9 protein-coding genes are annotated in these 14,283 nt (G+C 39.7%); 1 reads left to right on the top strand and 8 read right to left on the bottom strand.

Annotation, left to right across the window (positions count from 1 at the left end; all coding sequences use genetic code 11):
- Positions 1 to 21: 21 nt before the first annotated feature.
- From AB0756_RS02445 to AB0756_RS02425, 5 genes are all read right to left on the bottom strand, one after another.
- Positions 22 to 1,353, bottom strand: coding sequence for an aromatic ring-hydroxylating dioxygenase subunit alpha (locus tag AB0756_RS02445; RefSeq protein ID WP_038082063.1), 1,332 nt, complete (start codon positions 1,351 to 1,353; stop codon positions 22 to 24).
- Positions 1,354 to 1,634: 281 nt separating this feature from the next.
- Entirely contained in the window at positions 1,635 to 2,123 is a 489-nt protein-coding gene (locus tag AB0756_RS02440; protein ID WP_038082061.1) for a tellurite resistance TerB family protein, read from the bottom strand.
- A gap of 1,056 nt (positions 2,124 to 3,179) precedes the next feature.
- Positions 3,180 to 4,646 (bottom strand): AAA-like domain-containing protein, encoded by a 1,467-nt coding sequence (locus AB0756_RS02435; protein WP_038082055.1) that lies wholly within the window; start codon positions 4,644 to 4,646, stop codon positions 3,180 to 3,182.
- A 363-nt stretch (positions 4,647 to 5,009) separates the two neighbouring features.
- A complete protein-coding gene (locus AB0756_RS02430; protein WP_137986534.1) occupies positions 5,010 to 5,624 on the bottom strand; it encodes a hypothetical protein in 615 nt (204 codons plus the stop codon).
- A 271-nt stretch (positions 5,625 to 5,895) separates the two neighbouring features.
- On the bottom strand, positions 5,896 to 6,237 hold the full coding sequence (locus AB0756_RS02425; protein ID WP_038082050.1) for a BON domain-containing protein: 342 nt from the start codon (positions 6,235 to 6,237) through the stop codon (positions 5,896 to 5,898).
- Between the two features lie 1,054 nt (positions 6,238 to 7,291).
- Between AB0756_RS02425 and AB0756_RS02420 the strand changes: the two genes are divergently transcribed.
- Complete coding sequence (locus AB0756_RS02420) at positions 7,292 to 8,950, top strand: alpha-amylase family glycosyl hydrolase (protein WP_038082049.1); 1,659 nt, start codon at positions 7,292 to 7,294, stop codon at positions 8,948 to 8,950.
- Between the two features lie 79 nt (positions 8,951 to 9,029).
- On the opposite strand, the gene AB0756_RS02415 is transcribed toward AB0756_RS02420, so the two are convergent.
- From AB0756_RS02415 to mltA, 3 genes are all read right to left on the bottom strand, one after another.
- Complete coding sequence (locus tag AB0756_RS02415; protein ID WP_038082072.1) at positions 9,030 to 9,407, bottom strand: hypothetical protein; 378 nt, start codon at positions 9,405 to 9,407, stop codon at positions 9,030 to 9,032.
- Between the two features lie 700 nt (positions 9,408 to 10,107).
- The gene (locus tag AB0756_RS02410; protein WP_137986533.1) at positions 10,108 to 12,501 is read right to left on the bottom strand and encodes a sensor domain-containing diguanylate cyclase; all 2,394 of its coding nucleotides are present in this window, start codon (positions 12,499 to 12,501) and stop codon (positions 10,108 to 10,110) included.
- A gap of 536 nt (positions 12,502 to 13,037) precedes the next feature.
- Entirely contained in the window at positions 13,038 to 14,270 is a 1,233-nt protein-coding gene (gene mltA, locus AB0756_RS02405) for a murein transglycosylase A (RefSeq protein WP_038082046.1), read from the bottom strand.
- Between the last annotated feature and the right edge of the window lie 13 nt (positions 14,271 to 14,283).

The following is a 14,283-nucleotide window of genomic DNA, read 5'->3' as shown; positions in this document are numbered from 1 at the left end:
CAAAAGTACTTGAAGTTGCTTCTATCTGCGTGCATGTATGTAGTCTACAAAGTAAAATCTTGGATGAAGCCAGAATCTTAGCCAAGCGTAAGCTCCTAGACTGAGTAGTGAGATCGCAATTAAGGGTAAACCCAGAGTCAGTCGCAATTCATCAGGAAAGAGAGCAACAGCGCAAACAGTAACAATAAAGTAGATTAAAAGCACTGCTTGTAAGCATTCTACAACTAAAAGTGCTTTCCGACAGCTATGACAATGTTGGGTGTGTTGCTTGTAGCGATCGAGGATGTGTTGGCGATCGTTATTGATATTCCTTGTGAGTGGAACTTCGATTCCAACTTCACTCCAAGGTAGTTGTCCGTGACAGTAGCGATCGAACCAACTTCTAAACTCAATAATTAAACGGTCTGCACTTGTCGGTAACTGATAGGCGGTTTTCCAACTTTGGGTAGTTTGTCTTTGCTGAAGAAAATGCTCTTGCTGCATAAGAAGAACCATATCTCCATCAATTACCAAATTGCGATCGTTAATATGTTCCCACCACCGGGGTTGGAGACGAAAGAGTTTTGTGGCGAAGTTACGGGCAAATAAAATAATAATTCTAGACTTACCTGGAGATACAGGTATACAGTAGCTAACAAATCCAAACTGTTTGCTACTATCACTAAAACTGAAAGTATACTCTAAGCGACAAGGTGGTTCAAAAGTGATTTTTCTTTGAACACGTCCAAATGTTGTCACTTCAATCAAATTGGCTGTTGATTGCTCAATTTTAAACTCAATTGGTCTGGCTTTTGCGCGATCGCCTTGCACGCCATGATGAGAAAATGGAACATGACTCGGATCTGCCACATTTTCTATAAGAGTTTGCCAGTCATACTCTAAATCCCGTACAAAAGAAGTCCAAACAAAGCCAATGCTAGCATCTATTTTGGGTGACAAAGGTAAGGGTGTATTAGTAGCTTGTTGAGTTGATTTTACATCTGGCCAAACCCAGAGTAAATCCTGTTGCTGACGGACTGGTAGTGCTACAGCACACAGAATTTCTTTATTCTTGCTCACAAGTTCTGGATTTTCTGCTTGGGGAATATGAGTGCAAATTCCTTGCTTGTCAAATTGCCAACCATGATAACTACACATTAAATTCCCCGTTTTCTCATCAATGCGTCCCTCACTTAAGGGTGCAAGGCGGTGGGGACATTGATCTAAAAATACTTGAAAAGTTTGGGATGATTTGGGTTTCCAGATCACTAAACGCAGCCCCAAAAGTGTTACTGGTGTTGGTTTTTTGGGTTCTAAGTCTTCGATTGGTGATAGGGGATACCAATGCTGAAAAAAATTGAATTCCGGTTTCATTTGACAAAAAATTAGGGTGTCGAAGACTCTTTGGCGAGAGGTTCATCGAACTCAGGTTAAATAAGGTTTTTAAGAAAGTTGGAACCTGTAATTTTTACAGTAATCGCTGTCGTAACAACGAGTGTTATTGTTTCCCGAAGTAACTTGTGCGAAAGCAAGGCTTCAGTTGTGACCCTCAGAGGTAACGAAAACGTTGGTGATTTTGGGATGCGATCGCCCATTGCCAAGAGAACCGAGCCTCCCAATCTCTTGAAGGGAATAATCGGCTCTCGGCAGCGGATTTAAGCTAAAACATCAGTTTGTAGTAGTGCTTTGCGTAATGCTGTTACTGCTTCTTCTGTCTCTATCAATCTCTCAAGAGAAAGTGCAATATCATCTTCAACCTTTAACAGTTTAGCTGCTTTTTTTACAGCTTGTCGCTCTTCAGTTGCGTAATGGTCAACACGAGCCATTTGAATTGCATGATACAATAATGACCTTGATTTAGACCAAGTAGGAACATCAACTGTAATCTTACCCAGCAAAATTTCTAAATTAGAATTTTTGTAGTCGAATGCTTTGTATTTCACTATTACTTCTTCAGGAGCGCCAGCCAAGCGTTGATGATTTACTAACCAGTTAAATTCGGCTTCTGAAACCTCTCCATCAGCACCTGCAATAGCAAGTAGAGCATATCCATAGTTCAGGTATGCTTCAGTGGGAATTGCAGAAATACCTAAGTTCTTTTTCAGAAATTCTGAAGCAGGTAGTACTTCTGGAACATTACTCATACATTACCTCTTTGTTTTTTGAGAATTTATTATTTAGCAGATGCAATTTATAAATGAAAGAATTATTGCCTGGGTTTATAAGTAATGTTTACCCATTAAATTCTTTCTATAATTGCTGATGTACTGCTATTGCTATTTACGCATTTAAATAATCTCAGCATCAAAGCGAAAATGCAAGGAAAGTTAAGGTATTTAAGAAAGTTAGCAAAAAAATATTTTAAATTGAAAATATCTTCTATTTAAAGCTTGATATTTGATATCAAACATCTATTCAATAAATATTCAAAATAATTAACTTGTGTAGAATCAGAGTAATTTAAGGCTATTGTTGAAAATAAGGTTAAAGATAATGTATGAGAAGTCAGCGCTTCTATTTCGACTGATTAATCTTAAAATTAAGAATTTATGACAAAAGCGATTGTTGCTGCACGTGCTGGTCAACCATCTCCTTCTTTGCTCCCTGAGATTACTACGGATTCTCATAAAGAAGACTTAAAGAAGACTTGTTCAAAACTGCTTAAGAGCGCTTCCGCGATACAGTCCGGCATTGCCGAGCGCACAACGCTGAGTTAGTCCACTCCAAAAAACCTCCTTGCCCCCATACCAGAGCCCAAGTACTCACTCACTAGCCCGCAAAGCGCGTTCGCGTCGCGGCTGCTTTGCAGCATCGCTTGTCTCAAGTCAACTCCAACAAACTTCCTTACCTTTACTCGGGAGTACTTGATTGGCGATAAGAACCTGCCAAATTCTCGCTCACTTTTAGGGGGCTATCTGTCATTCAACCAATCACCCCCCTGAACGCATACGATTACCTTATAGTTGCTCTATCAAACAATTGTGGATAGCTGCTGGGGGGGACAAGAGGGGCTAAAAAGCAGACTGGATGACCCTCCAGGAATTAAGCCTAAATTTCTTAATCTTTCCCAAATGTCTGCTTCTCTTTGAATTCAAATACAGTACCACTGTCAGTTGCGTTTTTAGGTGCGTTTGGTAGAATTCAGGTAATAATTGCATATTTTCATTAGATAGGTCTTGTTGACACCCAACCTATCTTTTTTACCATAAATGGAGCAAATCTTTACCCTGTAAAGCTTTCAAACTTTCTTCTCCCCCCGACAGGGATAGCTGTTTTGCAAAATAAGTGCGGTAGATTTCGCAACGCGGTAAGATGCGATCGCCTTCAAAGCAAATTAATCCCAAACCTTCAAGCTTGTAAGTGTCAATAGGATTAAGAGAAATACCTTGTTTTGCTGCCAGAATTTCAGCATAGGTCTTTGCTAATCTAGGATTTTCTTGCAGCTTGATCCAGTGTCGCCATAAATGATAGCGGTAGATTCCACCATTGGCGATCGCATCCTCTATTATTTCTTGCAGAGTCATTTCTTGAGACCTAAGATAGTACAAACTAATCTGAATTAGTGCGGGATGTCCTCCTACTAACGACATCAGTTTGGCAAAATCTTTAGCTTTAAATGAGTCTAAACCATACCGTCTCGCTAAATCTTCTACTTGTGGTTGAGTAAAATCGTTCAGACGAATAGGTAGGCCAATATTAAAAGGAGAGAGGTTAATATCCATAGAGATATAGTCTTCAGTTGAGTAAACCATTACTAATCTCAGCTTTTGCCACTTAGGATTGTGTCGTGCTTCCTCACACCATGACCTCAATAAAGCAAAAAACTCTTGACAAATGTGAGGATATTCAAAAAAACGGTCAATTTCATTCAACACTAAAACCACTGGGCTTTGACATTGCTCAAGCAAATAGTTTTCTAAATAGAAGCCGCTACTCAAGTTGTAGCCAATTTCTTCATTCCACTTTTCCTTGAGGTTGGGGTCAATACCTAACTGAGTTGCAATTTTCCAGCAAAGACGACGCAACAATTTATTTAAATCAGTTAGACTCTCACTATCAAATTGGTAGCAATTCAGATTCACAGTCTGATACCCAAGTTTCTGTGCAAAAGCACAAAGCCGCAATACAAGAGAACTTTTACCCATTTGTTTGGGAGATCTAATCCGAATCACGCAGCCACTAGTAGTTACTTCTCGATAAACCTTTCTCTCTAGTGGAGGACGTTCAATATAAAAGTGAGAATCTAAAGGTACGGGGCCATCCGGGTATGACCAAAGATTTTCTATCTGTTCGGTTTGTGTGTGATGTTCTTCGACAAATGAGGTTAATTCAGAACGTTGAGATAAATTTTCTTCTATATTTGCAGTAGATAATAAGTCAGATGTTTCAGTCTCATTTGCTTTGTTAACTATGGTGTAGTCTTCGCTATGTAGTTCTAGATTAAAAGCGCTAAAACAGAGTTTTATAGTTTTTTGATCTACACATCCATTTAAAGACCATAATTTACTCAAAGTTCTAGTAGAAATATTAATGCGCGAGCTTATTTCTTCTAAACTCAAGTGTTCGCCTTTATTTTCTACTATCTCCAAAGAAAGAATTGCTGATTGTAACCGTTTAATTCCTGTAGAAGTCAGTATAGCTCCTCGATTGCGTCTAGTTTTATACATTACTGCTCCAAATATTTATTATAAATCAGTATCACAAGCAATAATTTTTTCTATTTGCTTACTGAAAATACAATTTTACGTAGTAAGTCTTGATACAGTACCATTTATTTTTTTTTAACTCCATTGAAATTATAATAGATGCAAGTAAGATTATACTAGCTTGACAGTCAATGCTAGTATCAATTAGCTATTTTTGCTACTTTTCGTACTTTTCGCACTTTTCCACTCGGTGGATAGTTGTCTTGCAAAAACTTTCTTTCTTCAGAAAGTTTTTATATTTACCTAAATTTGTCTAAATGTGATTCAGTAACTAGTGCTTTTGACTTGTATAAGTTATAATAATTATTTCTAAAAGAAAAAATTTTATAACTGTCTTGATACCCATTGAGGAGTAAAAATACTCTGGTAAATCGGATTTTTAACTCTCAGATAACCTTTATAATTTTTAACTAAACTAGATAGTAACAGTTCTATCTGTTCTTCACTATTATCGGCTGGTATCAAGTTATCTAGTGGATTCCTATTCTTTAGTTCCTCTACTTGTAACACCCGTTGATAAATTTTTAATAACTTTCCTGCTTTGTGTTTGTCAAAAAGCAAGCGATCTCTTATGGTACGCAGATGTTCGGGTTCATCTTGGAATTCCCAATGTTGAATAATGCGCGATCGCACTAATTGTTCTACCCAATACCAATATCCTTCAGTACCGTTCGGTATGGTAGTCGTTCCTTTATAACTTTCTAAGGCAACTTGCACAACTAAATGACAAAGCTTTTGCGTGAGAAACGGCTGTCCTCTTGTCCAATGAATAATATGCGACAAGATTGTCTGTGGCTGGGTGACTACTTCTTCTAAACCTTCAAGTAGGGGTATAGCTTCATGTAATTGAAAGTCAGATAACTTAATTGCTTGACCTATCTTAAAGAGAGTTCGATATCGATCGGCAATTAGGTTAGAAGGACTAGTTACACCAGACAAAGCAAAACCCAAGCGATAAGCACGCTTGTGCGGCTTGCGCGGCTGGGCGATAAGCGCTCTTTCAGCTTGCGCCGAAGCGATCGCTCTTATGCGTGGTGTTTGGAAGGCAATGTCTTTATTTTATTATTTTGTCAATGTGTAAGTCTTATTAATAACTACAACTTGTCATTTTCAGTATATGTCTGCTGACCGCTTGTCTGGAAAACTGAAATAAAAAATGTGAGAATCTCTGATGAGTACATCGGAAGAAACCCGCATTTTTTCAGCAAATTTATCCAACACTCACTTGGTCAGTAGTGACATCGGTTGCACCCGATACTCCACTAGCAACAGAAACTATTGTGTCAAGGATATCTTGATTGGGAACGCTTCCTTTTAATACAACGGTGCTACCTGTTTGAGCAACCCAGAGGGTCTCTATCTCGCTTAATTCAGAGTTTTGGTCAAAAGCAAGTGCAACTCGTTTTGCCAGTCCACTTTGATCGTACTCTCCATTCAGACCAACTCTCTCAGGAGGAATTTCTCCACCATCGGGTGATGTTTCTACTGGTACAGGGTTTGTCTGTGCATTTTCTGGCTTTTCCAGTCCGAACAATCGTTGTAACCAACCCATATGAATAACCCAAAAACTATCACATTTGGTTATACCATACAGAGTTTTTACAGTTACCGATTGTTGGTAATCGCTCTGGGGGCAATAACATGAAGCATCAGCCCTGCATGGCGATCGCACCACAGGTGTATTGAGACAATAAAGTCTTACACTGGCGTAGCCCCCAAGCCTTAATCTTACGTTAGCCAAAAAAACTGGATTGACAATAAAGTTTTACCTTGGGACGTTTGCCCATTCCTTTTTTGAGGAGCGAGCGTGACAATAAAGTTTTACACCAAGATGATTGAAAATGCTTTAAGTGATACGGCCCATCATACAAAATCCAGTCGCAAACGTACCAAAGTATGGATGGTTTCAGTGTAGGACTTTATTGTCTTGTGTACGACTTTATTGTCTTATGTAGAACTTTTTTGTTCTCATACAACAGGGCTTCTCAGATGCAATCAGTTTGCCACACACATTTTTGCCATCTTTCCGTGAGAAATTTCGCGCTTCGCTCAAACGCCGACAATGCGTTACGGTTTTACGGAAAACCTCAATTTCTTTCACCATGTATTACATCGTTGTTCTCCTCTACCTCGTCCCACGTATTACATGGAATAAGCACAATCAACTCCTCTATAAGGTTTTTTCCTTACCCAGCAATGAATTAATTCCTCTCACCCTTTAAGTAAGAGCAAACGCACAGTTATAAAAGCTTTTGCCCCTTCTGCCATATAATGAGTGGACTTCTGCCTCCATGTACTAGCTTCTCCAAGACATCTGGTTCTACCAAGTTCGTGATTCGGTAGAATTATGTCTTTCTACTGAAAAAAATTTCCGCTTCTCCACTCTCAAGATAGAGGTATAAAGTTCTTAATTATTTCTAGCGGACTATTGGCGAATTCATTTGATAACCTGACAATATTGATAGTCCAAACATTCTAAGAAACACAGCCTCTACATTGTTAACTACTCAATAATCATTGAAACGTTAATTATTTAGTTATTAGCAATGCTGTCCGTTAGTAATGTTTTTTAAACCGTAAAATTCATTTCAATTTCACAATTTACTATGACAAAGCCAATAGAATTTAACTTATTTGCACCCTATAATGAAGGCGCTGCTGTCATTGGTTCTTTTTCTAACTGGGAACCAATACCCATGCAAAAGGGTGATGATGGTTATTTTCGCACCACTGTTGAATTAGAAGACGGTACTTATCAATATAAATTTCGCGTTCAATCTAAATCTTGGTTTTTTGAACCCGACCAATGGGTAGATGTGACCGACCCTTACGCCACTAACATTGATGAATGGGGCGGAAATGACAATGGTCTTATACAAATCAAAGATGGCGAACGTATTGTTGATACTTATGTTTGGCAACACGACGATAAGCCTTTACCTGCAGACCATGAATTAGTTATTTATGAATTGCACGTTGCTGACTTTTCTGGTGGTGAGGACGATCCTTATGCACGTGGTAAATACAAGCACGTAGTTGAAAAACTAGATTATCTATGCGAACTAGGAATTAACGCTATTGAGTTAATGCCAGTTAAAGAATACCCAGGTAGTTATAGTTGGGGTTACAATCCTCGTTATTTCTTTGCCACAGAATCAAGTTACGGTTCAACAGCAGAGTTAAAAAATCTTGTTGATGAGTGCCATGCTAGAGGCATTCGTGTCATTATGGATGGTATTTATAACCATTCAGAAGCATCCTGTCCCCTCACACAAATCGACCACGATTATTGGTACCATCACGAGCCTCGCGATCCCGATAATAACTGGGGACCAGAATTTAATTACGAACACTATGATGAAAATTTAGAGACTTATCCTGCTCGAAGATTTATTGGAGATACGGTTCGTTTCTGGATTAGTGAATATCATCTTGACGGTATTCGTTATGATGCAGCACGGCAACTTGCTAACTATGACTTCATGCATTGGATTGTGCAGGAAGCTAAAAAAACTGCAAGCATGAAACCTTTTTATAATATTGCCGAACACATTCCTGAAACTACCAGCATCACCAATGTAGACGGACCAATGGATGGGTGCTGGCATGATAGTTTCCTCCATACTGTTGTCGCACACATTTGTGGCGATACCTTTGATTTAGAACAACTCAAAGACGTCATTGATTGCAAGCGTCAAGGTTTCATGGGTAGCACGAATGTTGTGAATTACTTGGCAAACCACGACCACGATCGCCTGATTGTAGAATTAGGAAACCGCAATATTTTTGATGAAGATGCTTTTAAACGATTGAAGTTAGGTGCAGTTCTCCTAATGACAGCCGTAGGTGTACCCATGCTTTGGATGGGTCAAGAGTTTGGGGAGTACAAGCCGAAAACCCAAGAGTCATCCAAAATTGATTGGAAATTGCTAGGCAATGACATGAATCGTGGCTTATTTGAACATTACAAAGGTTTGATTAATCTGCGGAAAAACAATCATGCTCTTTACACGGAAAATATTGACTTCATTCACGAAAATCCAGAGGCAAAAGTTTTAGCGTACAGCCGATGGAATGACGAAGGTTCTCGGGTTGTTGTCGTCGTCAATTTCTCAGAAAACTTCCTCGGCGGTTATCACGTGCCTAACTTTCCTAATGGTGGTACGTGGCACGAATGGACTAGCGATTATGATATTGAAGCTGGTGACGATGGTATTCTAACCGACTTAGGACCCTATGAAGCTAAAGTGTTTGTTTGGCAATAAGTAAACCTTTCTCCTCTTGGACTCTCGTTCCCATGCACTGCATGGGAATGCTAGAGTTTCTTCACAAGGTTTATAAAACTTAGTAAACTAAATTTCCAGTTCCTCGTAATTGACGTAAGGAATTTATGCAAGCCGGACAATCGCATCCAAATAGCTGAATCGCCGCATCACTTTCCTCATCCGAAAATTCCAACATAGCAATGTCCTGTGCTGATTTTCCTGTGGTGACGGTAGATGACTTTTCAGGAGTAGATGCTTGCTTTCTTTCCGAATCCCGAATACATACCAATTTATTAACAGCGTGAGGACTCGCTATACAAGTCTGACCGTTTTGAGTATGGATTAATTGCTGGTTATTAGTAGCAGCATGGACAGGATGAATAACACCTAGTGTAGACATCAGAGATACAAAAACTGAGGAACTAGAAAGTAGGTTAAGTATAAGTTTTCTGCTCATGTTTGTAGGATTCCTAGAAAAGATATAATTGTCCATTTAAGGTATTCGATCCATTGAAATAGGTCAAGTGTGTTTATACCTGATGGCTAAATTGACAATGTCTATTATAAGTAAGTTTCTGCTTTGAATTAAATTTATTTAACTCTTTCTATAAATAAGAATTTTCTTAAAAAAAACAAAGCACAAAAAATTTTTATGAGAGCTTGAAATAAGAAAACTCTCATACTATATAACCTTTTACGATATTTTAGAGTAGAGCAAAAGACCCAGTTTCTATCTATTGCTGTAAAAACTTATGTCTTATTGATGTTAAGACGCTTAAAACAGTATGCTTTTACAAAGAAACAGGATTTTTGAAATTAAAGTACCGAGCCACTGGCAGAATAATTGGGTATCAGAAGAGTGGTGCGCTCGACTTCCGCACCACTTGGGTAGATGCTTACTCGGGGTATAAGCGTTTATTTCCGCAACTACCCGAACATAAACCAAAAAAGTGAAGAACTTGGAAAGAAAAATCTGAACGTGGAAAAAAACTGGATTTTTCTGTGAAGGCGAACACCGTAGCGATGCTCCCGTTCCTCAATGGAACAGCACAAGTTCGATCTCAGACAGTTGTCTTAACTTAGAAACAAGTACAATTTCCTTTCCTTCTGCCCTCTCTGTGCCTTGTTTCTTGAGAGTGTTATGTATCCTTAAAGTTTTAAGATGAACCAACTTTATATCCATTGCGACCGTTAGCTTTTGCTTCATACAAAGCTTGGTCTGCGATCGCAATTAAATCTTCGGGCAATAATTCTTGCGCGGGATTTAAGCAGGCAATACCGATGCTGACAGTGACACACTGACTGACACCGGAGCGAAGGTGAGGAATTTGAAGTTGGGCAACTGCTTGCTGAATTTGTTCCACAATCTGTATTGCTCCCATCGTATCGGTATTGGGGAGAAGGATTGCAAACTCTTCTCCTCCATAACGAGCAACTAAATCGGTGGGTCTTTTCACAACTTTATCTAGCGTTTGAGCAAATTGTTGCAAGCAGTTATCTCCTGCTTGGTGACCGTAGTAATCGTTGTAGAGTTTGAAGTGATCGATATCACAAAGGAGCAAACTTAAAGGAGACTGTTCTCGGTTTGAACGTTGCCATTCGCGCTCGAGACATTCATCAAAGCTGCGACGATTGGCAATTTGAGTTAAGCCATCTAACTTTGCAAGACGCTGTAGTTCTCGATTGGCTTCTTCCAACTGTTGATAGAGTTCTGATTGTTGAATTGCGATCGCCAATTGAGTACTCAGCTGTCGCAATAAATGCCAAGTTGCTTGTTGCCACTGGTATGGCATATCACAATGGTGAGCAATTAATAACCCCCAAAGGTTCTGATGAATGACAACGGGAAGAACTAACACGGCTCTGGCTTGCAATGTCGTTAGCAAATTCACGTAACACGGATCTAAATTAGCTTTTAAAATATCGTTAACTGCATGAATGCGTCCTTGAAAATAGGAATGAGAAATGGTTTTTTGAAAACAAGGGTCTTGAACGTTCTGACCGAGAATAGAAAAAGATGGGTCTGATATTGATTCTGCTATCACTGTTCCGTGCCACTCAGCGTCAAATTGGTAGATAACAACTCTGTCAACTTGAAGAAACTGCCGCACTTCTTCTACGGTTGTGGTTAAGATTGAGTCTAAATGCAGAAACTGACGGATGTTTTGAGCAATAATTCCAATCAATCTCTCTCGATGTATTGCATGCTGCTCCCTTTCCAATGCCCTTCTGAGGGCTAACTCTGTTTGTTGCCGTTCTGCTAAATCTGTTTGTATCTGACGGTAAAGATCGGCTTGATGGATTGCGATCGCTAACTGCTCTGAAATTTGTTTGAGCAAATCGACTTCCCACTGCTGCCAGTATCGGGGGTTTTGACATTGATGGGCAATTAATAAACCCCAAAGACGATCCTGTCCGAGAATAGGAATCACAATTTTTGACCTAACGCCCAGTTGTCTGAGTGTTTCTGCAAGGCATGGAGCTATTTCATCCCGTTCAATATCCGCGATCGTTTGGACACGTCCCTCATAGTAGAGCTGGTAATTCTCTTGAGGAAAAATTTCTTCTGGCAATGGTTGTCCGGTAATCAGCGGAATATCCTTAGCAACCGCTTCACTAATAACGGTACCCGTACCATCAGCCATAACTTGATAAACTAAAGCTCGGTCTGCTTGCAGCAATTGCCTGACTTCTGCAACACCCGTATTTAAAACCTCCTCTATGCTTAAAGACTGGCGAATGCGTTGAGTCAATTGCGAAACAAGGTGTTCTCGTTCTGCTTGTTGTTGCAAAGTGATTTGTGCTTGCTTGAGAGAGGTAATATCCACACATACAGACGTTACCATCCAACAATCGGCAACGTCATCCCGTCTCGAGCAAAATATACCCAAAATCCATCGTACAGAGCCATCTTTATGCCGAATACGATATTCTATATTTCTCGAGCATTCCGCGAAAATATCCTCGTACAATGGAGCAATGATCGTTTCCCAGTCATCAGGATGTATTGTCGAGCTCCAGAGATTTTTATCTGCCGTGATTTCCCCTACAGTGTAGCCAAGGACAGCCTCAGTACCTGCAGAGCAGTACTCATACTCCCAATCTTTATTGGAAAATACTCGGTGGCAGCAAATCGCAGCCCTAGCTCTATTCAAAATATCGTTGAGTTTTGCTTCGGACTCTTGCAGTGCTTGTTCAAGTCGTTTGCGATCGCCAAGTGCTTGCGAAATGACTCTCGGCAATCGAATTGCTGCATATAGTACAATACACGCAGCTAGGGCGTCGATTCCTCCTAACAGCCAGTACTGCTTGTACCAAAGCATCCAAATTTCTATTATATGACTTATCCCACAACCAATCAGCAAAACTCCAAATAACAAAAAGATTTGAGCGTCAGGCAACTCTTTGCGCTTGCAAACAAAATACATTAATGCCAGGGCAATAGAGTTGACAGCTAAAACAAGCACGACATTGGAAATTAACTCAAGCAAAAGCAATTCAGGATTTTGGGAATAGCAATGCTCTGGGGAAATAGATAATACGGCTATCAAAAATAATGATATTTGATGCAGAATAACCACCTCGCTTTAGAAAAGCAATTTTTGAGAGTTCAAGTTTTCTCTAATTGAGAGTAGGCACCCAAACAGAGGTGGAAAAATAGTCACACCCGTTCTTTTTCATAAGAATTCGGCACCCATGTAACTAGGTACCATGAAACAAAACTTATCATATATAAATACTTTCTTGTGGTTTTATTTTCCTGACAATTAGCTAAAATACCGAATATTCTCGGTAAGAGAGATGCTACATATGAGTAACAATCGCGATAATTTATGACTTTATGATTTAAAATATTTGCCGATTTTCAGCAAATTTACATAAAAAATTAGCAGTTTAATGAAGGAGAAAGTATGAAGTATAAAGGATAAAATTAGGTTTTGTACGCTGTACAAATTGAATATTATATGGATCGAGGAATGACGGTCGTTTTAGAGTTGTAGAGACGCAATGCATTGCGCCCCGACAATAACTCTCATCTGTAGGAAAAGCAAACGTTGAGGATCTAACAATGCCTTCCCTAAATTTTTCATTCTTTTAAAAGCAAGTAGTATAAATTTCCAGTACTACCCGTGATACCAGCCCGAGAACCAGCTAAAGAACCCGTCCCCATAAAGTAATCGACACGTCCCGGAGTTTTGATCGCACTACCTGTGTCTTGGTCAAGCACAAAGCGATTGACCTGACGAGATTCCAAAGCGCCACCTATTTTTGGATAGGGGAATGAGCCATGAATCAGTGCCAGTGCTCCAGGAGGCATGAGAGATTTATCTGTAGCAATGCTGCGCTCTGCCGTTACAGGTACCCCTATACTGCCGGACGCAGACTCACCATTAGTTTCCTTAAAGAAAATAAAGCGTTCCCACAAAGGTAGATATTCATTTAAATCTTGAGGATTGCGGTTAAAATATGAGATTATACCGGGCATAGTAGCGTTTTCACGCTTAAGCTTCCCATTTTTAATAAGTTCTTTTCCAATACTTGTCCAAGGATAATCCGTTCCACCTGCAAAGCCAACAGAGGTCGTAGTACCATCAGTTAGTTTGAGTTGGGCAGAACCTTGAATGTGAATCAAGTATGCATCAAGTCGATTGCGAAACCAAAACATTTCCAAACCGCGCAACGGGCTTTTCTCTCCGAGCAAACCATTTTTCCCCTCTAAATCGATACGCTTGGGATGTGGTTTTGCCCATTGGTCAAAATTGGCAGGGAGTTGGTAAAGTGGATATTTATAGATTGGTGTTTGGGTACGACTGGCAGTATAAACGGGTTCGTAGTAGGCAGTAAATTTAACAGTCCCTTTACCATCACTACCCACTGATTTATAAAAAACAAATTCCCGCCGGACAGCAGATTGTAATTGTGCGGGGGATTTGGAGTTAACGACTAATTGACGGAAACGGATCAAACTACGACGGACACGATCTAGAGTAATTTCTTGAATGGGATAATTTTGATACGCTGAAACTGCTTTATCTGTTTGTAAATAACGCAAGCTGTTATCAATGGAAGCTAGTAACGCTTGTTTATCACCCCGTTTACCCTTTGTGTCCCAAATTTGCTCATCCCAACCCAAGCATCGCGATGGAGATTTACACGTTCCCACATTTATTGCTTCAAGTGGTGGAGGTAGTGGTTCGGTTGAGTTGTTTGGAGTAATTGGTATTGGAGCTATGGTGGGGACTTGAGCGATCGCTGACCTGACGGGGTTAATGAGGGCAATACCCAAACTCAAAGAAAGTAAAGCAAGGTTTTTTTTCATAATTTACATTTAA

It is taken from the genome of Tolypothrix campylonemoides VB511288_2 (assembly GCF_045999855.1).
Lineage (GTDB): Bacteria > Cyanobacteriota > Cyanobacteriia > Cyanobacteriales > Nostocaceae > Scytonema > Scytonema bouteillei_A.
This window is presented reverse-complemented; position numbering and strand designations above follow the sequence as displayed.

What these genes read in the sequence shown, in the direction of transcription:
- AB0756_RS02435 (WP_038082055.1), bottom strand. Translation starts at nt 4,646, where the DNA reads ATGTATAAAACTAGACGCAATCGAGGAGCTATACTGACTTCTACAGGA.
- AB0756_RS02440 (WP_038082061.1), bottom strand. Translation starts at nt 2,123, where the DNA reads ATGAGTAATGTTCCAGAAGTACTACCTGCTTCAGAATTTCTGAAAAAG.
- mltA (WP_038082046.1), bottom strand. Translation starts at nt 14,270, where the DNA reads ATGAAAAAAAACCTTGCTTTACTTTCTTTGAGTTTGGGTATTGCCCTC.
- AB0756_RS02415 (WP_038082072.1), bottom strand. Translation starts at nt 9,407, where the DNA reads ATGAGCAGAAAACTTATACTTAACCTACTTTCTAGTTCCTCAGTTTTT.
- AB0756_RS02420 (WP_038082049.1), top strand. Translation starts at nt 7,292, where the DNA reads ATGACAAAGCCAATAGAATTTAACTTATTTGCACCCTATAATGAAGGC.
- AB0756_RS02445 (WP_038082063.1), bottom strand. Translation starts at nt 1,353, where the DNA reads ATGAAACCGGAATTCAATTTTTTTCAGCATTGGTATCCCCTATCACCA.
- AB0756_RS02425 (WP_038082050.1), bottom strand. Translation starts at nt 6,237, where the DNA reads ATGGGTTGGTTACAACGATTGTTCGGACTGGAAAAGCCAGAAAATGCA.